Source organism: Paraburkholderia sp. A1BS-2L (assembly GCF_051125205.1).
Taxonomy (GTDB): Bacteria; Pseudomonadota; Gammaproteobacteria; order Burkholderiales; family Burkholderiaceae; genus Paraburkholderia.
The window spans coordinates 1,669,226-1,693,276 of sequence record NZ_CP120429.1 but is presented as its reverse complement, the minus strand read 5'-3'; the positions used below and the strand labels follow the sequence as shown (position 1 = coordinate 1,693,276).

The window sequence follows — 24,051 nt, the reverse complement described above, 5'->3', positions numbered from 1 at the left end:
CCGGCGAGGCCCACGTTCGTGTGGATATGAAGCTCATCCTGGTGAGCAACCCCACGGCCCAATTGATACGGATCAACGGAACCCATCGGCCGGCTTTGTCGATCGCGAAGCATTTCATTCGATATCCAAACTAATTGCCAATTTTTTACGCCGGTTATCGATTCACGACAGACGATTCCGCACCGCACGTCTAACTCATTCTGGAATTTACGTTTTTAGTGCTCACTGAATAAATATCGATATTTTCACCAATTGATCAAGTGCTGCCCGTTCACGATTACCGCCCGGATTTCAGCAGAACATCAAAACAATGCCGCAGTCATTGGAAAAACGGCCGGATCGTGTACCACAACCACGTCTAACCCAATGTCCGGCGCCACAAAATCTCGGGATTTTCCCTCATCAACACGACAACGCCCTGCTCCCTGGCATCGACCTTGCTCTGAGAGGAACCGCCCGGTGCGACAGATGTTGTGCCGGGGCAGGCGCAATTCCCATCCCAACAAGGAGACATCACATGGCGTTACTGGAACGCGCGGCCTGGTACGACATCGCCCGTGCCACCAACTGGACCCCGACCTACGTCACCGAGTCCGAGCTCTTCCCCGATCTCATGTCCGGCGCTCAGGGCATTCCCATGGCGAGTTGGGAAACCTATGACGAGCCGTACAAGACGTCATATCCCGAGTACGTCCGCGTTCAGCGCGAAAAAGACGCCGGAGCCTATTCCGTGAAGGCGGCGCTGGAGCGCAGCCGCATGTTCGAGGACGCCGATCCCGGCTGGCTTTCCATCCTGAAGTCCCACTACGGCGCCATTGCGCTCGGCGAGTACGCTGCCATGAGCGCCGAAGCACGCATGGCGCGCTTCGGCCGTGCACCCGGCATGCGCAACATGGCCACCTTCGGCATGCTCGACGAGAACCGTCACGGCCAACTGCAACTCTATTTCCCGCACGATTACTGCGCGAAGGACCGCCAGTTCGACTGGGCGCACAAGGCCTATCACACGAACGAGTGGGGTGCGATTGCCGCTCGCAGCACGTTCGACGATCTGTTCATGTCGCGCAGCGCGATCGAGATCGCCGTCATGCTCACGTTCGCGTTCGAAACCGGCTTCACCAACATGCAGTTCCTCGGCCTCGCGGCCGACGCGGCCGAAGCGGGCGACTTTACCTTCGCAAGCCTGATTTCCAGCATCCAGACCGACGAGTCGCGCCATGCGCAAATCGGCGGCCCGGCGTTGCAGATCCTGATCGCCAATGGCCGCAAGGAAGAAGCCCAGAAGCTCGTGGACATCGCCATCGCACGCGCGTGGCGCCTCTTCTGTCTGCTCACGGGCTCGTCGATGGACTACGCGACGCCGCTCGAGCATCGCAAGCAGTCGTTCAAGGAGTTCATGTGCGAGTGGATCGTCGGCCAGTTCGAACGCACGCTGATCGATTTGGGCCTGGATCTGCCGTGGTACTGGGACCAGATGATCAACGAGTTCGACTACCAGCACCACGCGTACCAGCTCGGCATCTGGTTCTGGCGCCCCACGGTCTGGTGGAACCCCGCCGCCGGCATGACGCCCGAGTGCCGCGATTGGCTCGAAGAAAAGTACCCCGGCTGGAATGACACGTTCGGCAAGGCATGGGACGTCATCATCGAGAGCCTGCTCGCGGGCAAGCCCGAGCTCACCGTGCCCGAGACGCTGCCGATCGTCTGCAACATGAGCCAGTTGCCCATCTGCGCCATTCCGGGCAACGGCTGGAACGTGAAGGATTATCCGCTCGATTACAACGGACGCACGTATCACTTCAACTCCGAAATCGACCGCTGGGTATTCCAGCAAGACCCAGTGCGCTACCGCGATCACCTCACGCTCGTCGATCGCTTCCTCGCGGGCCACATCCAGCCGCCCAATCTGCAGGGCGCACTGCAGTACATGGGTTTGGCACCGGGCGAGATCGGAGACGATGCGCACAAGTATGCGTGGGTCGAGGCATACCGCAACACCCGTTACGGCCAAAAGGCCGCCTGAGGCGGCCAGAAGAAGGAGGACGACATGGCACTTTTCCCTGTGATTTCCAATTTTCAGTACGACTTCGTATTGCAGCTCGTGGCAGTGGACAGCGGCAACACGATGGACGAGGTTGCCGCCGCTGCGGCTCACCATTCGGTGGGGCGGCGCGTGGCGCCGCGCCCCGGCAAGGTCGTGCGGGTGCGCCGCCAGGGCGGCGAGCAGTTCTATGCACGTAGTGCGAAGCTCGAAGAGACCGACATCAAGCCGATGGAAACACTCGAGTTTATCTTTTGCGACGAATGAGGCGGTTATGAAGTACCAGAAAGTTTGCACGCTCGACGAGCTGTGGGAAGGCGAGATGACCGAGGTGGAAGTGGACGGCCACGTGATCGTGCTGGTGCGCCCCGAAGGCGGCGAGCCGCGCGCGTTTCAGGGCATTTGTCCGCACCAGGACATTCCGCTCGTGGAAGGCAAGTTCGACGGCCGCGTGCTGATGTGCCGCGCGCACCAGTGGACCTTCGACGCGAATACCGGTGAAGGGATCAACCCCGGCAATTGCCGTCTCGCGGAGTACGCCGTGAAGATCGAAGGCGACGATGTCTTCGTTGCCGTGGGCGATGTCGAACCGCTCTTTGCCCAATCCTGAAGTTACCGGAGAACACACCATGACCATCGACAACACCGCCGAGGCCTACCGCAACAACCGCGTGGGGCCCGTGCTTCGTGCGGGCAGCATTACAGCCGGCGTCATCGAAGCCGCGCACGAGGACAACCCGGGCAAGGCGATTCGCGTCGACGACAAACTGGCGTACGTGCGCATCGACACGGACGGCGAGTTGATCCTGCGCCGCACCACGCTGGAGGAGACGCTGGGCCGGCCGTTCAGGATGTCCGAGCTCGAAGTCAACCTCAGCTCGTTTGCGGGCCGCATCGAGACGACCGACGACTATGTGCGCTTTTACTACGAAAAAACGCTTTAACCGGAGACGAGCATGACCCAACCCGAAGTCCTCAAGCCACTGAAAACGTGGAGCCATCTGGCCGCCCGGCGGCGCAAGCCGAGCGAGTACGAGATCGTCTCGACCAATCTGCATTACACGACCGACAACCCCAACGCGCCCTTCGAGCTCGACCCGAACTTCGAAATGGCGCAATGGTTCAAGCGCAACCGCAACGCATCGCCGTTGGTGCACCCCGACTGGAACGCGTTTCGCGACCCGGACGAGCTCGTCTATCGCACCTACAACATGTTGCAGGATGGTCAGGAAACCTATGTTTTTGGGCTGCTCGACCAGTTTTCCACACGCGGCCACGACACCATGCTCTCACCGGCATGGGCAGGCACGCTCGCACGTCTCTATACGCCTGCGCGCTTTCTGTTTCATGCACTGCAAATGGGATCGGCCTATCTGACCCAGATGGCGCCCGCTTCCACGATCTCGAACTGTGCCGCGTACCAGACTGCGGACTCGCTGCGCTGGCTCACCCACACGGCGTATCGCACCAAGGAGCTGTCACAGACCTTCGCCGACCTGGGTTTCGGCAGTGAAGAACGCGGCGGCTGGGAGCGCGACCCGGCATGGCAAGGCTGGCGCAAGCTCGTCGAGCAGGCGCTCACCGCGTGGGACTGGGCGGAATGCTTCGTCGCGCTGAACCTCGTCGTGCGCCCCGCCGTGGAAGAAACCCTCTTGCGCGGGCTCGGAGTCGCGGCGCGTCAGAACGACGACACCCTGCTCGGGCTCATCACCGACGCCCAGCTCATCGACGCGCAGCGGCACCGGCGTTGGGCCAGCGCGCTGGTCCGGATGGGGCTCGAGCAGGAGGGCAATCACGCCGTGCTGAGCGCGTGGGTGAGCAAGTGGGAGCCGCTCGCCGACGACGCCATCGAGGCCTGGTGCGCCGCCCTGCCCGACGCCCCCGCTGCAAGCGCTAGCGCGAAGGAGGCCACGCGCGAGTTCAGGCGCGCGATCGGTCTCTGAAACCCAACCTGCGAAGCATCGAGCAGTAAAGCAAGTGCCGGCGCAAGCCGGCCACGAAACTTTGGACGCATGAAATGGAACATCGGATTACGATCGAGGGCGGCGCGCAGTTCCGCGTTTGCGCGGAGGAAGACACCCTGCTGCGTGGGGCGTTGCGCGCCGATGTCGGCCTGCCGCACGAATGCAGTGTCGGCGGATGTGGCGCGTGCCGCTTCGAGCTAGTCGAAGGCGAGATGCAGACGCTCTGGGCGCAAGCACCGGGGCTCAACGAACGCGAGCGCAAGCGCGGCAAACTCCTCGCCTGCCAGTCGCGGCCGCTGGGCGACTGCACGATACGCGTGCGCTGCGACGACAGTTATCTTCCTGTCGTGGCGCCCACCCGCTTGCGCGCAAGACTCGAGGCCCGCCGGGCGCTCACGCCGGACCTGAGCGAATTCACGTTTCGCATTCCCTCGCAAGCGCAGTTCCGCGCGGGACAATACGCGCTGCTCTACCCCTCCCAGACGCAAGGCGCCCGGGCCTATTCGATGTCCAACCTGCCCAACGGCGAGGGGCTGTGGCAGTTCATCATCCGGCGCGTGCCTGGCGGCTCGGGCAGCAACGCGCTCTTCGACGCCCTCCGGGTCGGTGACCAGATCGCGTTGGACGGGCCCTACGGCCATGCCTGGCTACGCGACGACAACGCGCGCGACGTCGTATGCATTGCGGGCGGCTCGGGTTTCGCACCCATGCTCTCCGTCGCACGCGGTGCGCTTGCGCAGGCCGACGAGCGGCGCGTGTACTTCTTCTATGGTGCGCGCACGCAGGCCGATCTCGGCGCAGCCGCGGAACTCGACGAGCTTGCGCAAGAGCGTCTGAGCACTTCGCTCGTGCTTTCGTCCCCGGAGGCCTCGCTATCCTGGTCGGGCGCGACCGGCTTCGTGCACGCGGAGGTTGAACGCGCGCTCGACGTACCACTCGATCAGTATGAATTCTATTTTGCAGGGCCGCCGCCCATGATAGAGGCCGTGCAGGAAATGCTGATGCAAAAATATCGCGTGCCGTACAACCAGATTCACTTCGACCGATTCGTTTGAACCTGTCCATCCGACCGTCCAGCCGACAGCCCAGCCGCGCGAGCCGGGCGGTCGGGAGATATGCCGCCGCGGCGCTCAGGATCGCGTATTAACACCAATCGCCACTGCAAAAGTGGTGGAGTAACCTGATCCGGTTATTGCCCAATTTTCAGCTCCCGGCGCAGGCAGCGCATCCTCCGCGCGGCGATTCCGCCACTTCGCGCGTGGCCTCGGGCGCCACTCCGGTAGCCATCGAGGTCAGCATGCCCAAGAGAAGCACGCGCGGAGCCACCCGGGCTCCCGCTCGCACGGATACCCACGGCCGGCTGGCAGAGCGCCAGCGGTCCAGGGAGATCCGCGTTCCCGCCATCCACGATCTGGCCAAGCGGCTGCGCTTCGCGCCGCAGCAGGGCCGCATCTGGCTCGACGACCAGCGCATGATGCTCATGCACATCAGCTCGCTTGGCGCCCTGCGCCAGGAGCTGATCGAGAGCCTCGGCAAGGAAACAGCTCGCGGGCTCGTGACGCGCATCGGCTATCAGGCCGGTTCGCATGACGCCGCGATGACGCGCAAGGTACGCGCGGGCTCCAACCGCTACGACGATTTTCTCGCGGGTCCGCAACTCGTATCGCTCGAAGGCATCGTACATTGCGAGCCGATTGCGCTCGATATCGATGTCGAGCGCGGCCACTACTTCGGCGACTTCTATCTGATCGACTGTGCCGAAGCCGAAGCCCACATCGCGAGCTACGGCATCGGCAACGAATCGGTATGCTGGATGCTGATCGGCTATGCCTGCGGCTATACGAGCGCTTTCATGGGGCGCCCGATTCTCTGGCGCGAAATCGAATGCCGGGGAATGGGCCACGCGAAATGCCGGGTGGTTGGCAAGCCGGTGGAAGATTGGGACGACCCGCAGGACGACCTGCGCTTCCTGCAGATCGGCGACTTCGTCAAATGGTCGCTCGCGCCGCAGGCGGTGCTGCCCGCCACGAGCCGCATTGCCCAGCGGCTCGCAAACGCCCCGGAAAACAGCTTTGGCGTCGTGGGCATCTCAGCGGGTTTCAACACGGTCTGCCACATGGTCAACAAGGTCGCCCCTACCGAGGCAACGGTGCTTTTTCTCGGTGAAAGCGGCGTGGGCAAGGAAGTCTTCGCCAACAACCTGCATCGCCTCAGCAGGCGCGCGGACGGGCCGTTCGTGGCCGTCAACTGCGCGGCGATTCCCGAGCATCTCATGGAATCCGAATTATTCGGCGTGGAGCGCGGCGGCTATACAGGCGCGACGTCTTCGCGCCCGGGGCGCTTCGAGCGCGCCAACGGCGGCACACTCTTTCTCGACGAGGTCGGCACGCTGAGCTTCACGGCCCAGGGCAAGCTGCTGCGCGCGCTGCAACAGGGCGAACTGGAACGGGTAGGCGACACGCGCACGCGCAAGATCGACGTGAGAGTCGTGGCGGCGACCAATGTGAATCTGCGCGAGGCCGTGAAGGCGGGACAGTTCCGAGAGGACCTGTTCTTCCGCCTGAACGTCTTCCCGATTCAGGTGCCGCCGCTGCGCGACCGGCGCGACGACATTCCGTTGATGATGAACTGGTTTTTGCAGCGCCTCGCCAAGAAACACGGCAAGCAGATCACGGGCTTTCGCGAGCGCGCGGTGGACGCCCTCTTCAACTATGAATGGCCCGGCAACGTGCGCGAACTCGAAAACATGATCGAGCGCGCCGTGATTCTTGCCGAAGACGGCGGTGCGCTCGACCTGTGCCACCTGTTCACCACGGGCGAGGAAATCGACGTTTCGTCGTTCATGCTCAAGCGTAGCGGCAATATCGCGCCGCTTGGCGAACCGGCCGAGGCGAACCCGCCCCCCACCCTTGGCGCCGGAATTCCGGGGCTCGCCGAAACCGAAGCCGCCATGCTGCGCGCGGCCGTTGCCGAAGCCAACGGCAATCTTTCGCTTGCCGCCCGCGTGCTCGGTATCAGCCGGCCCAAGCTGGCCTACCGCTTGCGCAAATACGGCATCCCCATCGAGCGCGGCTGATCCGGGCCGTTCGCAGCCCCAGGGTAACGAGGCAGGCACTCGCGCGCCGCGCCTCGCCCCTGCCGAACGCCTTAGAAGCGCTTCTGATACGAGATCGCCGCGTTCAATTGGGAATGGGTCACCTTGATAGGCACAGAAGTGTTCGGCAGGCTCGTGTTGGTCAGTGCCTTCTGGAGTGCGTACGATACGCCCAGGTCGATCACATCGTTCTTGCTGAACGCGTACGAGACACCGCCGGTGACCGTCGTGGTCGGAATGCCTGGAATGACCGCGAACAGCATGTTGTTCGGCACGGCTTCCTGTGCGTAGTGGAAACCCGCGCGCAAAGCCAGGCTGGAGTTGTAGCGATACTCCGCGCCAATGGCAAACACGTTGATGTCCCGGTAGTTCTGCGGCAGAGACAGATTGAGGTTCGCGCCAGTGCCCGATTGCACGAAGCTCACGTTGATATCCCTGAACACGCTCGCCAGAAATACGCGCTGATAATCCGCCGAGACGCTCCAATGCTCATTGAACGTGTGGCTGATCCCCACCGTGAACTGCGCGGGCATCTCGAAGCTATGGACGGTAATGTTGCCATTGAGCGGAATGTTGCCCGCCACGGAGCTCACTGCGGTCAAGCTCGCGTGCCCGCCCAGGTCGCCCACGTGCGTCTTGAAGTTATACGCGAGACCGACGCGCGTGTTCGGCGTGAGCTGGTAAGTCAGGCCAAGCTTGCCGCCGATTCCCCAGGCATCCGCCCCTCCGCCCACCATGCCATTGTGCGCGAAGTTGACGTATCCGCCGGAGAGGCCGGGCACGCTCACCAGCGTGGGAACTAATGAGCCGGACACACGGTGCTGGCTCGCTAGCGAGCCGATCTGCGACGCATCCAGCAACATGCCCAGATTCAGGGAGGTCCAGACGGCATCGAGGGAGCCACCCACCGTCAGCTTGTCGGTCACGTTATAGGCAACGGCGAACGGGATACGCAGCACCAGGAGTCTAGAGAAATTGTCGAGGCCGGTGTCGATGCTGTTGGTGGTCGTACGCGAAAGAGAGCTGCTGCCGCCGTACTGCGTGCCGAGTCCGCCTTCGGCAAACGCGCCCACCCCAAAGGCGTACTTGCCCTGCCGATAGACGAATGCCGCTTCGGGCGCGAAGTACGGGCCATTGTTGTTGCCGTGATTCCCCGAGCTCACCGACTCGCCGCTTGCCGTATTGGTCACCCGGATATCCGTGGTTACGACATCGAGTCCGAAATTGACGTATTTCCCGTCGCTCATCAGCCCGAGTGTAGCCGGGTTCAGCATCATCGCCGCCGGCCCGACGTTATAGGCAACCCCGCTTCCCCCCATCGCGCGGGAGATCGGCCCGTATCCCTCGAGATTGAACACGTCGGTCGCGTATGCCTGCCCCCCCCATACCGCCGCGCAAAGCGCCACCGCCCCACGAATGCAATTGCCTTTCACATCTGTCTCCTGACATGTGTTTAATACTACTTATTGATGTACTCAATGCATGAATTCGAATACCGAAAGCCCCGTTGTGTCGATGCGCAAAAAAGCACGCTCTTGCGCGTCCACCCAGCTTGCGCTCGACTAGCCGTTCGTCTCGCCGAAATCCTCCGTCGCCAGCTTGTTGAAGCGAGCGGCGTGCTCGATCTGCGTCCAGTGCCCACATTGGCCGAAGACGTGAAACTGCGCCCGCGGAATCAACTCCAGCAGCCGGAGCGAACCTGAAAGCGGAATCACCCGGTCTTCACGCCCATGCACGATCAGCGTATCGTGCGGGATCGCGCGAATCGCCTCGTCTGGGCTCGCCAGCGAATCGACCCAGCGTTGCCGCGGCGCCGGACACATCTTTGCGAACGCTTCCTGGTAGCCCGGGCGCACGCTCGCGTCATAGCGCAGCTTCGCTAGCTCATCGTTCACCAGCGTGCGGTCGAACGCGAATACATCGAGCAGCCAGTTCCGGCATGGTGAGCCGCCAGTTCGCCGACGCCGTCACGCGCGGCCCCGAGCCGTGGATCAGCAATACGGGCGGTCCTTCGCCAAGATCGTGATAGTTGGTCCGGATGCCATTGGCAAGAATGCTCCTGCCGATTTCGGGATTGGTCTGCACGATTCGATGTTTACCTGGTTAGACAATCTATCGGGTTCTCCACGGCTTTCACACAAGCACTACCGTCCACGCTTTTTCGCGCTTTGTCCGGCAATGCCGAAATGCGCCTTCGGCATCTCGGTGATGATCACGCGCACCGAGTCGATCGGTGCGTCGATGGCGCGATGAATCGCTTCGCTAACCTCAGCGATCAAGCGCTCTTTCTTCTCGTCGTCTCGACCTTCCAGGATATAAAGATGAGCAATCGGCACGGCGTTCTCCTCGTCAAATGAAGCGCAACCCAGTGGACCCCATGCCCTGGACGCGCAACGTGATGCTGTCCCCGGCTTCGACGGCAACCGCTTCCGTGATGCCGCCCGAGAGAATCAGGCTGCCGGCAGGAATCGACTCGCCGCGCTCGCCAAGATGGTTGGCCAGCATCGCCACCGCCGCCGCCGGATGCCCGAGCACGGCGGCGCCCGCACCGAACGAAACCGGCTGGCCGCTCTTCTCCATGACAATGCCGATCGTGCGCAGGTCCACGCCGTCCACCGACATCGGCTGGCCGCCCACCACGAAGCGCGCTGCCGAGGTGTTATCGGCCACCACGCTCTTCAGGTCGAACTTGAAATCGCGGTAGCGGCTGTCGATCACTTCGATGCCTGGGATGACGAAGTCCGTCGCGGCCAGCACGCTGCCGATATGGCAGCCCGGCCCCTTCAATTCGGCTTTGGTGACGAACGCGATCTCGGGCTCCACTTTCGGGTGGATGAGCTCGCTGGAACGGCAACCACCGCCGTCTTCGAGCGAGTACGCATCGACGAGATAGCCGAACACGGGCGTATCCACGCCCATCTGGCGCATCTTTGCGTGCGAGGTCAACCCAGCCTTGTAGCCGACGAGCCGTGCCCCGCGCCGCAACTGCCGCGCGCGGATCGCGTCCTGCACGGCATATGCGTCGTCCCAGTCCATCTCAGGCCACGTGTCGGTGATCTTCACGGTGTCGCGCGCGTGCAGCGCGCACGCATCGAGCTGCTCGGCAAGCGAGTGGATGATTTCAGTGGAAAGGTTCATGCTGCTTCCTTGCTGACGATCTGCTGGCGCGCCTTCTTCAAGGTGAGCGCGGTGTCTTCGATCATGTCTTCCTGGCCACCCACCATGCCGCGCCGGCCGAGCTCGACGAGAATGTCGCGTGCAGGCACGCCGTACTTTTCGCCGGCGCGCTTGGCGAACAGCAGGAACGAGCCGTAAACGCCGGCATAGCCGAGCGTGAGCGAGTCGCGGTCAATGCGGATCGGGAAATCCATCATCGGCACCACGAGGTCTTCGGCCACGTCCTGGATCTTCCACACGTCCACGCCCGTCTCTATGCCCATGCGATCGCACACCGCGATGAACACTTCGAGCGGCGTGTTGCCCGCGCCGGCGCCCAGGCCCGCGGCCGCGCCGTCGATGCGGTTGGCGCCGCACTCGATTGCGGCAAGCGAGTTCGCCACGCCCATCGCGAGGTTGTGGTGGCCGTGAAAGCCCAGCTCCGTTTCGGGCTGCAGCGCTTCACGCACCGCGCTCAGGCGCGCCCTCACATCCTCGGGCAGCATGTAGCCTGCCGAGTCGGTGATATAGATGCAGTTAGCGCCATAGCCCTCCATGAGCTTCGCCTGCTTCACGAGACCCTGCGGGCTGTTCATGTGGCTCATCATCAGGAAGCCCACCGTGTCCATCTCCAGCTTGCGTGCGAGCGTGATGTGCTGCTCGGACACGTCGGCCTCGGTGCAATGGGTCGCCACGCGAATCGTATGAACGCCCAGTTCGTGGGCCATCTTCAGGTGGTCGACGGTGCCGATGCCGGGCAGCAGCAACGCCGATACCTTCGCGCGCTTGAGCAGCGGAATCACGGCGCCGAGATATTCCTCATCGGTGTGAGCCGGAAAGCCGTAGTTGACCGACGAGCCGCCGAGGCCGTCGCCGTGCGTGACTTCGATAAGCGGCACCCCGGCTTCGTCGAGGCCCTGGGCGATGCTGCGCATCTGGTCGAGCGTCATCTGGTGGCGCTTCGGATGCATGCCGTCGCGCAAGGTCATGTCGTGGACGGTAATGCGTTTGCCTGGAAGATTCATGATGTTTCCTTCGATATTCGGGTAAATCGGCAGCAGGCCCACACGGCGGCCACGCTCCTCAAGCCGTTGCGCTCTCAACTGGCGCGAGCGAGATGCGGCCCGCAAGCAGCTCCTCGGCAAACATCTCGGCCGTGCGCGCGGCCGCGGCGGTCATGATGTCCAGATTTCCCGCGTAGCGCGGCAAGTAGTCGCCCAGGCCCTCCACTTCGAGATAGACAGTCACACGCTTGCCGTCGAACACGGGGCCGTTCACGAGCTTGTAGCCCGGCACGTAGCGCTGCACCTCGGCGATCATCGCGTGAATGGATTCGGTAATGCGTGCTTCGTCGGGCTCGCCCTCGGTCAGGCAGTGGACGGTGTCGCGCATGATGAGCGGCGGATCGGCGGGATTGATGACAATGATCGCCTTGCCCGCTTTCGCGCCGCCCACCTTCGCCACGGCCGCCGAGGTGGTGCGCGTGAACTCGTCGATGTTCTTGCGCGTGCCGGGCCCTGCCGAGCGCGACGAAACCGCCGCGATGATTTCCGCGTAATCCACCGGCTGCACGCGCGAGACGGCATGCACCATCGGAATCGTTGCCTGACCGCCGCAGGTGACCATGTTGACGTTCATCTCGCGCTTGCCGATGTGCTCCTTGAGGTTCACCGGCGGCACACAATACGGCCCGATAGCGGCGGGCGTGAGGTCGATCATCATCACGCCCAACTCGTTGAGCTTGCGGCTGTTTTCCGCGTGAACGTAGGCACTCGTCGCATCGAAGGCGATCTGCACGTTGTCGGCCTTCACATGGGGCACGAGGCCGTCCACACCTTCGGCCGTCGTCTTGATGCCCAGCTCGCGAGCGCGCTTGAGGCCGTCCGATTCGGGGTCGATGCCCACCATCCAGACGGGCTCCAGCACCGGGCTGCGCAGCAGTTTGGCGAGCAGGTCGGTGCCGATGTTGCCGGGCCCGATCAACGCGCAACGAATTTTCTGTGTCATGGTGAAATGTCCTTCTGAATGTCGATGATGTTCAACCAAAGCGCACCGAGCACGCGCCGATGCCGCCGATGGCGACGCGGAAGCTGTCGCCGGCCTTCACCGCCGCCATGGCCGCGAGCGCGCCGGAGAGCACCACTTCGCCAGCCTTCAGGCCAATGCCGAGACGCCCGAGCGTGTTGGCTAGCCTGGCCACCGCGTTGACGGGCGAGCCCAGCGCCGCCGCGCCCGCGCCACTGCCGATCACTTCGCCGTTTCGCTCGAGCACCATGCCGCAGGTGTTCAGGTCCACGTTGCGCGGGCTCACCGCACGATCGCCCAGCACGAACACACCACACGAGGCGTTATCCGCTACGGTGTCTTGAATCTTGATCTTCCAGTCGCGGATGCGCGAATCGACAATCTCGAAGCACGGCATCACGCATTCGGTCGCGGCAAGCACCATGGCGTTGGTGATGCCGGGGCCCATCAGGTCCTTCTTGAGCACGAAGGCGATCTCGCCTTCGGCTTTGGGCTGGATCAGCGTATCGAGCGCGATGCTCTCGCCTTCGCCGTACACCATGCCCGAGAGCAGATAGCCGAAATCGGGCTGATAGACGCCCAGCATGTCCATCACCGCCTTCGACGTCACGCCGATCTTCTTGCCCATGACCGTCTCGCCGGCGTCGAGCCGGCGCTGCACCATGCGCTGCTGGATGTGGTACGCATCGTCGATCGACATTCCCGGGTGGCTGTCGGTCAGCGGCGCCAGCGTCTCGCGCGCAGTGAGTGCGCCGTAGAGTCTGTCGCCCAGTTCAGTAATCAAGGTGGATTCCATGAAGCTTCCCAATGGCAAAATTGAATCGATGCGGTCATTCAAAGCTTGACGCACACGTTCTTGAGCTCCGTGTAGAACTCGAGCGAATGCACGCCGCCTTCCGGGCGGATGCCCGACTGCTTCGCGCCGCCGAACGGCGCGCGCAAGTCACGCAGGAACCACGAGTTGACCCAGGCGAGGCCGACTTCGATGGCCGCGGCCACCCGATGTGCTCGCGAAAGGTTCGTTGTCCATACCGCCATGGCGAGACCGCAGTCGTTATCGTTGCCGCGGCGAATGACTTCCTCTTCGGTGTCGAACCACGCGCTGCGGCACGGTCATCGTCCCCCAAGGGCCTTTGAGCGCCGCCCTTGCGGCACGCACCGCCGCATCGACTTCTTCGCGGCCCGCTTCGGCCACCTGAGCGATAACGGCGTTGTTCAGTGGCGAACGTTTTTCGAACCAGCGCTGGCCGTCGAGGTATTCGCCGTCGATGAAGTTTCTGACCAGCCGGATGCCGCTACCGGGTGCATGGGCGGCGCCGAGCGGCCCGCCGTTGGGTTCTGTCTTCAGCATGATGGTCTCGACGATGTGTTCGTGTTCCATGAAATGTGTGGTGCCGCATTGCGATGCCGCGCTTGCGGACCTCACGTATCGGCTAGGCCGAGTACGCGCAATCCGGCCTGGGCGCAGGGCCGTCCTGCTCTTCGCTGCCGCCCGATACGCCTATGCCGCCAATGCGCTGCCGGTCCTCGGCGAACGGCAAACCGCCACCAAAAGCGATAAAGCGAGGGCGCAGCGCGATGCCTTGCCGCACCGCCTCCGAATGCGCTTGCAGCGCTTCACCCCAGCGTCCCGTGGGCAAGCCGAAGCTGACCGCGGTGTACGCCTTGTCGATCGCGATCTCGATCGAGTGCAACGGCGCGCCCGGCATCCGCACAAACGCCGCGAGGTTCCCGCCCGCGTCGACCACGGCAACGTTTACGCACACGCCTAGCTGCTGCGCTTTGCGGGCGGCGGCTTCGGCTGCGCGACTGGCCGCGGGCCAGTCGATCGTGCGCGCCTCGACGCTATTGGATGCGGCATTGAGTGCGCTATTCATGCCCTCGCTGGCCGCCCGCGCGCGGGATTCGGCTGCCATGTCAGGTGTACACCGTGGTGAAGGCTTCGTTGATCTCACCCGAGTGGAAGAAGATGCCGCGCCCCAGGTGGTCTTCGGTCCAGGTGGTCACGGGCCGGTCCGGCTGCGCCATGTATCCCAGGCCCGCGAACGTCTCGTTGCGGTTGCCGCTCGGATCGAAGAAGTAGATGGTCGTGCCGCGCGTGATGCCGTGACGCGTAGGCGCGACGTCGATCTTCACCTTGTTCTTGGCCATCACGTCGGCCGACTTCAGCACGTCGGCCCAGTCGTCGAGGAAGAACGCGATGTGGTGCAGGCCGTTCTTCGCGCCGCCGACGAATGCAATGTCATGCGGCGTCGAGCTGCGGAACATCCACGTGGCGGCCTGAATGCTGTTGCCCGGTCCCACCATCACCTGCTCGGCAAGATGAAAATCCATGCACTCCTGCATGAAGCGTGTGTTCTCGGCCACGCGATTGACGCCGGTTTCCGGATTGAGCTCGCACATCAGCAGGCAATGGTCGAGCCAGTGAACCGCCGAGCCCTTCACGTCGTCGGGCCACGGATCGGGATTGAGCGTGCCGACGTCGGTACCCAGTTGCTCCTTGTACGCATACAGGCGCATCTCGTGTCCGCTCGGCAGATTGAATTTCAGCATACGGCCGGTTGCGGGCAGGGTGCCTGGCGGCAGCATCTGCGTGCTTATGCCGTAGGCCTCGATGCGTTCCTGCAAGGCGTCGAGATCGGCGTCCTTCTCCACCTTGTACGCGACGTGGTTCAATCCTGCCTGATCCGCCGGGCTCAGGATGAGCGAGTACTTGTCCCACTCGTCCCAGCATTTCAGATAGACGTTGCCTTCGCTGTCGCGCAGCGTTTCCTTCAAGCCCAGAACATTTTTGTAATGCTTGAGCGCCGCATCCATGTCCATTACCCTCAGATTGGCATGGCCGATTCGCATCACACCCATGATTGCTCTCCTCCTTCTCTATTCGGTATAAGTTAGGGATGCATGGCAGGCGAATCCCTTGAAAAACGGCTTTTGCATCCTGCCGGCCACTTCCAGCGCCACATCGCCTTGCGGGGCGACCCGGCACGCGAGCGAATAGCCAGCCGCTTCTTCCTCCACGCTCACGTGCGCGCGGCTCACCGGCCCGAGCTTGCGAACCTCGCCCTCCAGCACACGTACCTTGCACACACCACAGCCGCCGTTCAGGCAGCCGACGGGAATGCCCCGGCGCCCAAGCCGCGCCATGCCGGCAAGCAATGACTCCTCGATCGAGCAGCGATAGCGCTCGCCGGTCTGCGTGATCGTCACACTCACGCTGCGCTCACTCGCGTCCACGTCAAACCCTTCTGAAGAGCGGGCTGCGCACCTGCTGAACGTCCGCCGCCGAGATGAACTTCTCGTGGTAGATGTCGCTTTCGAAAAGCCGCCCCTGCATCAGCGTGGTGATGCACGCGTCGATCATCGCGGGCGGCCCGCACAGGTACGCCTTGTGCCCGGCAAAGTTGTTGTCGAAATGGGCCTTAGCGGCTTCGTGAACGAAGCCGTGTGCGACGGGCTCGCTCGTGCCGTTGGTGCCATTGGTGTCGTTGGCGCGCTCAGACAAGGCGGGCACGTAGGTGAAGTTCGGATACTCGCGGCTCAGCTCGCGAAACGCCTTGTCGTAGTACAGCTCCGCCGCGTTGCGCTGGCCGTAGACCAGCGTGATCGGCTGCTTGCAGCCGCTTCGCAGCAGATCGAGGATCATCGAGCGTGGGCTCGAGAGCCCCGAGCCGCCGGCCATGAAGATCATCGGCGCCTGCGCCGACTTGCGCACGAAGAACCGCCCGTATCGTCGGCGCATCTGTCGAACGCGGGCCGTTCTCGCTGTCGTATCGTTACTATGGGATGAAGGCGAACTGGAATCCTTATCCGGGGCTTGCAACGGGGGCGCATGTGATGATGATGCGCTATAGATTTTAGCCCTGTAGCCCTGTGGGGTCGCATGAGCATGGTGCTACTATGCACGCCCACAATCACATTCGAGCAGATGAGCCAGTTCCATGACCAAATCCAAAAACTATGCGATCGAAGGGCTTCGCGGATGGGCGTCGGTCATGGTCCTGCTATCCCATCTCGTACTTACGTTTTGGCCGGCGATGCACACCGGCCTGGTCGAGGACGTCCGGTCGGGAATCGACCTGACGATTTTCAACTCCCCGTTCAGCTTCATCTACAGCGGGAGCTTTTCTGTCGCGCTCTTCTTCGTAATGAGCGGGTATGTACTGACGATCAAGTTCGCCAAGACCGGTGACGAGCGTGTCATACGATCGCTCTTCATCAAGCGATATTTCAGGCTCATGCCTCCAGTTCTCATCTCAACGCTGTTCGCATATACGCTGATGCGATCCGGCTGGATGAATAACGCGACCGCCCCCCTTTCGAGTTGGTACCGATCTCTCGCCCACACCACTCCAGACTTGCACCGGGCAATTTTTGAGGGCGCGTGGACTTCGTTCGTCACCCCCGATTTCCCGAGTTACAACGCTCCTGTCTGGACGATGCACGTCGAATTTTTGGGATCCTTGATGTGTTTCGCGTTGAGCCTGCTTACCCAGCGGATGCGGCTCTATGGCGTGGTGTATGTCGCGACAATACTTGCCCTTCTGACTGCCCTCCAGCATGACGGTCCATACTTCGCTCTCTTCGTCGTCGGTAATTGGCTGGCTCGCGTCGAACTTCCACGCATCAAGCCCTGGCACGCCGCAGCCATGCTTGCCATTGGAATGTGGCTGGGTGGCTATCACGACCTTTCGACATTCCATGCGCCCTTGCGCGTGCTGCACTTCCTCGCGCCAAACTCGACGACGCCAGTGATCTGCTTCTCGCTGGCCGCAACGATTATCTTCGTCGCGATTCTTCAGTGCGAATCGATGAGCGGTTTTTTTAGTCGGTTCAAGTCGATTGGCAAGCTATCGTTTTCTTTGTACTTGATTCACTTCCCAATCCTGCTTTCCATGGGGGGTTACGCGTTCAGCATCGCTCGCTCACATGGGATGAATTATCCAATTTCCGCTGCCGCGACATGCGCCGCCATCATCGTCACCTCGTATATCGCGGCCCGGATCTTCCAGCATCTTGTCGACGAAAAATCGATATTGCTCTCGGAGATGGTCTTGAGATTTGCTTCCACGGCGACGGCCACCGAAGCTGACGTCGACCGAGATGCAAGCGATGAGGGGCGACGCGCTTTCTAACTTGCGAATGCACCTACTGGAAACTTCGCTTCGAACGTGGTCCAGCGAGGATCCGTCGTATCCACGATGCCTTGATTTGGCCACACAGCAGGATCCTGTGGACAACCGAATGCCGACACAATCTCGGTTTCCGTCGAGTCGTTGAATTGCACACACATTTCCATCGCCCCACTCCTCAGAATGAATATGACGAGATATAGATCGATAGCGCTGGCGAGCTGCCTCCCGCCATTGTGAACAGGTAATACAGCGTCTGCGCGGTAAGAATGGGGATGCTGAATTGGCTCACCAGTTGCGACAGCGAGGAGCCTCCAATCTGCGTCGTTTGACTGGCTGCACCCGCCGAACTTGTGGCTACAGCGCCGGACAACGACGTCGCGGCGCTGGCCGAGATATTCACCGATCCGACCGAAGATTTCGCATTCTGAGGAACTGCTCCGGCAATCGAGAATGACGTCAGGCTAGCCTGAGTTGCCGTAACGCTCAGGACGAGAACACCACCGAAAAATACGGTATTTCCGATCTGATTTGCCACCTTGAACTGGCCGCTGCTGTTCGTCGGCCAAACGCTGACGAGCGCCGATGCAGTGTATCCGGACGGCATATTGGCGCCTCCGTACACATTCGGCGCCACTGAGCTCGTGGCATTTGTGGCCAGCAATGCGCTCGTGCCGGTCGTCGGATTGTAGATCGCGTAGAGGGCCACATAGCCCGACGCGGGCGCCGACCCTGTGTCCATGCCTCCCGCACCAGTCGTCGCGAGATTGATCGTCTTGCTGAAGCTTCCAAGCACATACTGAAGGCCAGTCAGTGATGTGCCTACAACGATCTGGTCTGCGGTGAACGTAGCTGTTGCAGATGCAGTGGCCACCGACATCTGCGCATTGCGCATCGAACCCACTACTCCCGGTGCGCGACCGGCAATCAGCGCCTGAATCGCGAGCAGGACCTGGTTATACGTCGTCTTGCTGAGTGTCTGGCCGGTCGCCGTAGCGACGTTAACCAGCTCCTGCTGAACCATGTTTAGCCAGTCGGCGTCGACGATGGTAGCGGCGACACCACTCGCTGGATTGCCGCCGGTGAAATAGCCTGGCGTGCCGGCCGCAGCCGGAGCCGGAAGCGACGAAGCTGCGGTTGCCTGATCGGTCTGAAACATGCTTGTCCTTTACTGATAGCCAAAGTTCAGATACGTGTGCGCTGGCTTGATCGCCATGAGTTCGCACTGAAGCACAGCGTTACCCCATGACGCCAACGCCTGGCCGGCATATGACTGCCCGGCCGAGAAATACGTAATCGTGTTGAGCGGCGCGTTGATGCGCCACGTGAAGAACCAGTCCTGCGTGCCTGTTGGTTGCCCTGCACGCGACTGCCCCGCGCGAAACGGCGCGAACTCGGTCACGGTTACCGTGTAGCCGAGCGCCTTCGCGTACGCGATGAAATAGGCGATCGACTGGCCACCACTGTTCGTCAGGCGCGCCACAACCTGCTGCTGCCTGCCCTGTAGCGTCGGCGACGCGCCAGCGCATGGATCCGGAAGACCGAGCGTCGACTCCCATTCCGGAAGAAGCTCGACGGTCGTCGAAGGGAACGCGTCAACGAGGAGCTGGTTATTCGCTGCTGTATGCCGCTGCCATGTCGGCGAGAGCCCAGCGATCACCTGCGCTTGCACGGCGGTCGGATCGCGCGGCCACACAAGCCCGCGGGGCATCAGCGTGTGGATCGCTGACGCGAAGTCGCTCGCTGCATAGTTTGGTGCGGCCATTTACGGATTCCACGTGATGGTGCCGAGCACCGGGAGTTGTCCCAAGGTGCCTTGAATATTTGCCGCCGGTGAGGTGATAACGAAGCCCGTTGTGCCCGCGATCGCAGCAATCGCCGACTCGATGTATGAGAGATCAATCACACCGTTCGTTGTCGGCTGAGCATTGCCGGTCGTCGTGACGATCGGGTTGCCATACATCACGAACACGCCAGTGATTGCAGCGGTAACCAGAGACTTCGTCGCTGAACTCCAATTGCCAGTGCCAGTGATTGTGAAGTTCACGATCTGTTGCATCGGAGCGCACACATAGACAAGCGCCGTCGCAGGCCGTAGCGGGTAGATGTAGTTTGCGATGGTGAGCTGATCGCCTGTCGCGGCCACGCCGCGCCATTCTCCTGTCGCCACACCATTCGTGCCGACCGGAAATCCGTTGTTTCCGGACTCCGCGCTGTCGAGCATCGCGTACACGACTACCGTACCGGCGCCGAACCCATTCGGATTGCACCAGGCGCGTGTCACGCCACTCACGACTTTGGCCCACGTGACGTAGTCCGGCACCGCGCCGCCCTGCGGCGGGTTCTGGTAGGCGAACAGCATCCGCGAGCGCAGGCTGTCATCGAGCTCGATGTCCGCGCCGCCAGTAAACGCGGCGGTCACCGAGCCGGTCGACGAAATGCCTGCGATCGAGGTGCCCAGCGTCATCACCGTGCCGACCGAGCAGTTTCCGAAGGCGCCAGTCAAGCCCGTCGGATCAGCGTTCGCCTCGGCATTGACCGTCACGGAATTACCCACGACTGTGCCTAGCGAGGTCGTGGTGTACTCCACACCGTCGCCGCGCGTCACGAGCGTGCCGATCGGGATCTGGTATCCGTTCGTGCCCGGAAACGTGATCTGTCCCGGCGTCTCCGCGCCTGCCTGCGTCGCAGGATCGCGATAGATGTTCTTCAGCGCCGCCCATGCCTCGAGGAACTCGTCCGTCGCAGTGAATGGGTTCGACTGCAGCGCGACCCAGTCGGTGTAGCCGTACTGCGAATTGGCGAGACCCGCGAGCGCGCGGCCGAGCACATTGAGGCTCGAAAACCGAAGCAGCGGATCAGAGCCGGCCGGGCTCACCTGCAGATCGGTTGCTACCTGCGCGCGGATCTGCGTGAGTGTCGGTCGTGCGTAAGGCATATCAGTTGATCCCCGCCCAGGCCCATGCGTACTGGCCTTTTGAAAGTAAGGTTCCGGTCGGCGACCATGCCACGATCACCGCGCCGAGCATCCCGGTTCGCACCCATCGCGTCGAGATGTCGAAGCGAGACGCAACGCCGTCGTCAACCATCCACTGGAGCGCTTCCGCGATGTAGTCGTATGCGAGCTGCAGCGTCTGCGTCGTCTGCTTCGCGCGCCTAAGAAGCCACATGCGCGAGCCGATCGGCACTTCGTCATCGGCCCACCACCCGCGCGGGTCGTTCGTCCCGTCGGGAATGACGTCGCCAGGCTGCGCCATGCGGTCAGTAAAGATGCTGATCAGGATCGCGGTCTCGATGTCGTTGCCGGTGGCGAGCACCTGGCCGCTCATCGTCCAGTCGCCGCGGCTGTTCGCCGAATCCCAAGAAATTGCGATGTCTGCCATTGCGCTCGGGCGTAAAAAAACCCGCCGAAGCGGGTTCTATCGTTGAGCGCTTCCGCGCTATTCAGTCGTGTTCGGGACGTCGGAGACGATCGTGCTTCCGCCGCCCTGCACGTTCTCCACAGGGTGCTTGTGGCCGTTGAAAATCGAGCGCATCTGCGCCATTGTGTGTGCGTTCGTACTGAAGTTATCCTGCATGTCGCCTGTCGATTTCACCATCGGCGCATCGAACTCAATGCCGCCGGGCGCTACGATCTTGAACACGCCAGTGCAATTCCACGTCACGTTGCGTGCGTCGTTTACGACAACATCCTGCCCTTTCGCCTCGACGACAATGCCGCCGCTTGCGGTCAGGTAGACATACTTACCATCTTCACTATAGAGCATCGCTTCGCCGGGCTGCAGGCCCTTCGGCCGCGACGGCTGATGGTTCGTTCCTATCACGGCACCAGCTGACCTGTCGCCTGCCACATGCAGCGTGATCGCATCTGAATCGATCGGCGGATTCGACGTGAAGCCGAACTCCGCCACGCGCAGACGGTTGTCGGGCGTCTCGATGCCATTCATGAGCACCTGCATCTTCTGCACAGGCCCAGAATCGTCGACGAACTTCACGCGCGCGCGACCGATGATCGACTGGATGTTGCGGCGCGCCCGCTCGAGCATATTTTCGATCATGAGTTCACACCGTTGACCGTTGTGTAGTCCGGAGCAATCGGGTAAAGCGTGACCGGCTCCGGATAGAACGCCTGCGGCGGCATGATCGTCAGATCCGCCCGCGTGCCCTGCTCGTTTCTCAGATACGTGACATCGGCGATCAGCCAGGTCTTCGGCGTGAGCTTCAGGCCCGGAAGATCGATGTCAACGAGCGTATTCGGCTCATATAGCATTCCTGCCGAGTCGCGCCAGCTATCCGTCGACAGGCGAACTTGCATCGAGCGACCCATGCGCGCGGCGAGCTCCCAATTGGCGCGCTGCTGCGCAACCGTCGAGCCGCCGGCGACGTTTTCCGACACTATCGCGCGATAGCGTAGCCGCGGTACGCCAGGATCCGTGACATGGGCGATCAGATTGCCGCCGTCGCCTATGTCTTGAAGCGTGTCGAGCCCCTGATACACCGCGTCGTAGTCGGAAAAGCGGCCGTCCATGCTGTTCATGCCACCCGCAGATGCGACGTTCACGCCCTCCGTGAATCCGCTCGACGCCTTGCGCGTTCCGATCGATCCGGTACCGGCTCCGCCATTCGCGAGGAGCAGACTGCCGTCAGGCTGGTCGTAGAGAAGCAGCGCGCGGTATCGACAGATCCGCTCGAGGACCTCGTACACGGGCTCGCCGACCATGATGTTGAGCTGCGGGATCGGATCGCCGATCACAGTGCCGGAGGCGACATTTACGTCGATCCCGTAGACCGCGCAGAGCTGCTTGGCGATCTGTTCGACCGTCAGGTTGAGCAACTGGCCGCCGGTCCACTTCGCTGAGCAGTCGACGAGGTCCTGACACTTGCTGCGCCCGGTGATCCGGGTGGTGTGCTCGCGCGCGTTATAGCTCGGCATGTAGCGATCAACGAACCCAGTCAGCACTACGTCCGGTCCGAGCAGGACCTGAACGAGGTCACCAGGCTGCACGATTACCTGAGAGACACCCGGATATGGCTCCGTGAACGATACCTCGAAGTCGGAAGGACATCGCTCAATGCCGCGCGAAACGCGCAACGACGTCCAGCCGGTGATGTCGCGACCATTCGAAGCGTAAAACGTCGGCTCGCCGGCAGCGGGATTCGGATCGCGCGTGCACGTCGATACCCGCAGGGTGATGTCATCTGCCATCAGCTAGAAAGCGCCTTGAAGGTCGTCGGCATGAATGCCGGATGCTTGGGTGCGACCTGCTGCACGAGCTGCTGCTCGCGCGTCGGATCACGGTAGATGCGGTTCGCGAGCACCAGCGAGGGCATCGGCACGTTGAACTCGAACGCGGCGAACGAGGCGAGGTTCGCCCCGCGCGCCTGCAGATCAGCAACCACCGATTGGCGCAGCGCGCGAAGCGCCATGTAGGAGTCGTCGTCGCCCGCATCACCAGCAACATCGGATTCTGCATCGATCAGCTCCACGGCAGCGCCGAGCACCGAATTCGCATCCTCCTGCGACGACGCCTGATAGGTCGTCAGTGTCGTCGCGAGCTGCGCGAGTGCATATCGACGAAGCAGTGCCGACATGGCTGTCTGCATCGTGCCCATCGCGGAACCAATCTGGCCAGACGGCACGACGGCTGATGGAGAATACTGCGCGAGCGTACTCACGAGCCGCACTGCGTCTGCCGGCGCTGTCGCAGCAGCAGCCACTGCGGCCACATACGCCTGCACGGCCGCACCGAGCGCCGCCGAGTCCGATGGATTATGCGCGGCAGACTCAAGCGTCGCACCAGCAGTCAGAACCGACGCGCGCGCGGCCGTAGAAGCCGACAACAAGTCAGCAGTCGTTGTGCCCATCGGAGCCGGACTGTTGCTTCCAGAGACCCCGCTGTTGCCACCTCCAAACAGGCGTCCAAAGTTGCCCGACAGCGTGGAAACCGCGCCGATGATGCGCTTCACGTCGTTGACCGCCGTTACGCCAATCTGATACCAGCCCACCACAGTCGATACCGCCTGCTGCACAACAGCCGCACCATTAGAGATCGCCATCGCAGTGCTAGACACAAAATCCGCTAGCGCCTGAATTCCCATGGCGCTTGCGGCCGACGTGATCGCGTCGCGAGTCGACACGCTGACCGTTGGGAACAGCCGGTTCCCCGAGACAATGAGCGTCATGCGGATCTCAAAGGCGCGCCCCAAATCGCGGCGCTCGATTGTCTCCACGCCCAGACAGCAAACGTTGTGCACGGTGCCGAGCGTCGGGTGCACAAGCGTCTGGCCACCAGCCGTCTCGCAGACCGAAAGCAGCGCTTTCCGCTGCGAAATGACGTCGCCACCGCCGGTGATGATGTCGCCCTCAACCAGGAATCCGAGCACCTCGAATTGCCGCGGGCGCTTTCCGAGATCTTCAATCCAGACGTCATCGCGGAACGGATACGTATGGATCGACGTCTTCCGACCGGCGGCGGTGCGAATCGATTCGACGCCGAATTTCAGATTGCCGTAGCTTGCCTTGTCGAGGCGCTTGAACCAGTCGCCAGTGATGAGGGTTGTTGCATCCCCGATCGCGGACGCGAGACCACCAATGCTGCCCGCGACTTCGATTGCGTCCGTGATCGTGCTCACTCAAGC

The 24,051-nt window shown here is 62.2% G+C and carries 24 protein-coding genes and 4 pseudogenes; 8 read left to right on the top strand and 20 right to left on the bottom strand.

Features of this window, described 5'->3' with window-relative positions:
* Positions 1 to 517 precede the first annotated feature (517 nt).
* The 7 genes from P5W98_RS22470 (at position 518) to P5W98_RS22440 (ending at position 7,081) form a co-directional block, all read left to right on the top strand.
* Positions 518 to 2,023 (top strand): toluene monooxygenase, encoded by a 1,506-nt coding sequence (locus P5W98_RS22470; protein WP_421025907.1) that lies wholly within the window; start codon positions 518 to 520, stop codon positions 2,021 to 2,023.
* Between the two features lie 24 nt (positions 2,024 to 2,047).
* Positions 2,048 to 2,308, top strand: a complete 261-nt coding sequence (locus P5W98_RS22465) for a toluene-4-monooxygenase system B family protein (RefSeq protein WP_421025908.1) — start codon at positions 2,048 to 2,050, stop codon at positions 2,306 to 2,308.
* Between the two features lie 7 nt (positions 2,309 to 2,315).
* Positions 2,316 to 2,651 carry a Rieske 2Fe-2S domain-containing protein gene (locus P5W98_RS22460; protein WP_421025909.1) on the top strand — a complete coding sequence of 112 codons (336 nt, stop codon included), beginning with the start codon at positions 2,316 to 2,318 and terminating at the stop codon, positions 2,649 to 2,651.
* A 19-nt stretch (positions 2,652 to 2,670) separates the two neighbouring features.
* Entirely contained in the window at positions 2,671 to 2,985 is a 315-nt protein-coding gene (locus tag P5W98_RS22455; RefSeq protein ID WP_421025910.1) for an MmoB/DmpM family protein, read from the top strand.
* Positions 2,986 to 2,997: 12 nt separating this feature from the next.
* Positions 2,998 to 3,984: an aromatic/alkene monooxygenase hydroxylase subunit beta gene (locus tag P5W98_RS22450; protein WP_421025911.1), complete on the top strand. Its 987-nt coding sequence runs from the start codon at positions 2,998 to 3,000 to the stop codon at positions 3,982 to 3,984.
* Positions 3,985 to 4,058: 74 nt separating this feature from the next.
* Positions 4,059 to 5,060, top strand: a complete 1,002-nt coding sequence (locus P5W98_RS22445) for a 2Fe-2S iron-sulfur cluster-binding protein (protein WP_421025912.1) — start codon at positions 4,059 to 4,061, stop codon at positions 5,058 to 5,060.
* Positions 5,061 to 5,302: 242 nt separating this feature from the next.
* On the top strand, positions 5,303 to 7,081 hold the full coding sequence (locus tag P5W98_RS22440; protein ID WP_421025913.1) for a sigma 54-interacting transcriptional regulator: 1,779 nt from the start codon (positions 5,303 to 5,305) through the stop codon (positions 7,079 to 7,081).
* 71 nt (positions 7,082 to 7,152) lie between these two features.
* On the opposite strand, the gene P5W98_RS22435 is transcribed toward P5W98_RS22440, so the two are convergent.
* From P5W98_RS22435 to P5W98_RS22375, 13 genes and pseudogenes are all read right to left on the bottom strand, one after another.
* The gene (locus P5W98_RS22435; RefSeq protein ID WP_421025914.1) at positions 7,153 to 8,532 is read right to left on the bottom strand and encodes an OmpP1/FadL family transporter; all 1,380 of its coding nucleotides are present in this window, start codon (positions 8,530 to 8,532) and stop codon (positions 7,153 to 7,155) included.
* Between the two features lie 129 nt (positions 8,533 to 8,661).
* A pseudogene (locus P5W98_RS22430) lies at positions 8,662 to 9,184 on the bottom strand (alpha/beta fold hydrolase).
* Positions 9,185 to 9,243: 59 nt separating this feature from the next.
* Entirely contained in the window at positions 9,244 to 9,435 is a 192-nt protein-coding gene (locus P5W98_RS22425) for a 2-hydroxymuconate tautomerase (RefSeq protein ID WP_421025915.1), read from the bottom strand.
* 13 nt (positions 9,436 to 9,448) lie between these two features.
* Complete coding sequence (dmpH, locus tag P5W98_RS22420; protein WP_421025916.1) at positions 9,449 to 10,237, bottom strand: 2-oxo-3-hexenedioate decarboxylase; 789 nt, start codon at positions 10,235 to 10,237, stop codon at positions 9,449 to 9,451.
* Positions 10,234 to 11,280 (bottom strand): 4-hydroxy-2-oxovalerate aldolase, encoded by a 1,047-nt coding sequence (gene dmpG, locus P5W98_RS22415; protein ID WP_421025917.1) that lies wholly within the window; start codon positions 11,278 to 11,280, stop codon positions 10,234 to 10,236. Before dmpG ends, dmpH begins: the two co-directional genes overlap by 4 nt.
* Positions 11,281 to 11,338: 58 nt before the next feature.
* The gene (locus tag P5W98_RS22410) at positions 11,339 to 12,262 is read right to left on the bottom strand and encodes an acetaldehyde dehydrogenase (acetylating) (RefSeq protein WP_421025918.1); all 924 of its coding nucleotides are present in this window, start codon (positions 12,260 to 12,262) and stop codon (positions 11,339 to 11,341) included.
* Between the two features lie 31 nt (positions 12,263 to 12,293).
* A complete protein-coding gene (gene dmpE / locus P5W98_RS22405) occupies positions 12,294 to 13,076 on the bottom strand; it encodes a 2-oxopent-4-enoate hydratase (protein WP_421025919.1) in 783 nt (260 codons plus the stop codon).
* Positions 13,077 to 13,114: 38 nt separating this feature from the next.
* A pseudogene (locus P5W98_RS22400) lies at positions 13,115 to 13,375 on the bottom strand (aldehyde dehydrogenase family protein); the annotation flags it as partial.
* Positions 13,335 to 13,631 (bottom strand): aldehyde dehydrogenase family protein, encoded by a 297-nt coding sequence (locus P5W98_RS22395; RefSeq protein ID WP_421042739.1) that lies wholly within the window; start codon positions 13,629 to 13,631, stop codon positions 13,335 to 13,337. The pseudogene P5W98_RS22400 and the gene P5W98_RS22395, both read right to left, overlap by 41 nt.
* A gap of 71 nt (positions 13,632 to 13,702) precedes the next feature.
* A pseudogene (locus P5W98_RS22390) lies at positions 13,703 to 14,157 on the bottom strand (GlcG/HbpS family heme-binding protein).
* Positions 14,158 to 14,197: 40 nt separating this feature from the next.
* Entirely contained in the window at positions 14,198 to 15,142 is a 945-nt protein-coding gene (locus P5W98_RS22385; protein WP_421025921.1) for a catechol 2,3-dioxygenase, read from the bottom strand.
* A gap of 18 nt (positions 15,143 to 15,160) precedes the next feature.
* A complete protein-coding gene (locus P5W98_RS22380) occupies positions 15,161 to 15,517 on the bottom strand; it encodes a 2Fe-2S iron-sulfur cluster-binding protein (RefSeq protein ID WP_421025922.1) in 357 nt (118 codons plus the stop codon).
* Position 15,518: 1 nt separating this feature from the next.
* A pseudogene (locus P5W98_RS22375) lies at positions 15,519 to 16,010 on the bottom strand (phenol hydroxylase); the annotation flags it as partial.
* A 211-nt stretch (positions 16,011 to 16,221) separates the two neighbouring features.
* Here P5W98_RS22375 and P5W98_RS22370 point away from each other — a divergent pair.
* Positions 16,222 to 17,415 carry an acyltransferase family protein gene (locus P5W98_RS22370; RefSeq protein ID WP_421025923.1) on the top strand — a complete coding sequence of 398 codons (1,194 nt, stop codon included), beginning with the start codon at positions 16,222 to 16,224 and terminating at the stop codon, positions 17,413 to 17,415.
* Between the two features lie 175 nt (positions 17,416 to 17,590).
* Here the strand turns inward: P5W98_RS22370 and P5W98_RS22365 are convergent, their stop codons facing one another.
* The 7 genes from P5W98_RS22365 to P5W98_RS22335 form a co-directional block, all read right to left on the bottom strand.
* Positions 17,591 to 18,571, bottom strand: a complete 981-nt coding sequence (locus tag P5W98_RS22365) for a hypothetical protein (protein WP_421025924.1) — start codon at positions 18,569 to 18,571, stop codon at positions 17,591 to 17,593.
* A gap of 9 nt (positions 18,572 to 18,580) precedes the next feature.
* Positions 18,581 to 19,177 carry a YmfQ family protein gene (locus tag P5W98_RS22360; RefSeq protein ID WP_421025925.1) on the bottom strand — a complete coding sequence of 199 codons (597 nt, stop codon included), beginning with the start codon at positions 19,175 to 19,177 and terminating at the stop codon, positions 18,581 to 18,583.
* Positions 19,178 to 20,350, bottom strand: a complete 1,173-nt coding sequence (locus P5W98_RS22355; RefSeq protein WP_421025926.1) for a baseplate J/gp47 family protein — start codon at positions 20,348 to 20,350, stop codon at positions 19,178 to 19,180.
* Position 20,351: 1 nt separating this feature from the next.
* Entirely contained in the window at positions 20,352 to 20,741 is a 390-nt protein-coding gene (locus tag P5W98_RS22350) for a phage GP46 family protein (protein WP_421042719.1), read from the bottom strand.
* A 111-nt stretch (positions 20,742 to 20,852) separates the two neighbouring features.
* Complete coding sequence (locus P5W98_RS22345) at positions 20,853 to 21,407, bottom strand: phage baseplate assembly protein domain-containing protein (protein WP_434716979.1); 555 nt, start codon at positions 21,405 to 21,407, stop codon at positions 20,853 to 20,855.
* A gap of 59 nt (positions 21,408 to 21,466) precedes the next feature.
* Positions 21,467 to 22,618 carry a phage baseplate assembly protein gene (locus P5W98_RS22340; protein WP_421025929.1) on the bottom strand — a complete coding sequence of 384 codons (1,152 nt, stop codon included), beginning with the start codon at positions 22,616 to 22,618 and terminating at the stop codon, positions 21,467 to 21,469.
* Entirely contained in the window at positions 22,618 to 24,045 is a 1,428-nt protein-coding gene (locus P5W98_RS22335) for a DNA circularization protein (RefSeq protein WP_421025930.1), read from the bottom strand. The genes P5W98_RS22340 and P5W98_RS22335 overlap by 1 nt, the downstream gene beginning before the upstream one ends.
* Between the last annotated feature and the right edge of the window lie 6 nt (positions 24,046 to 24,051).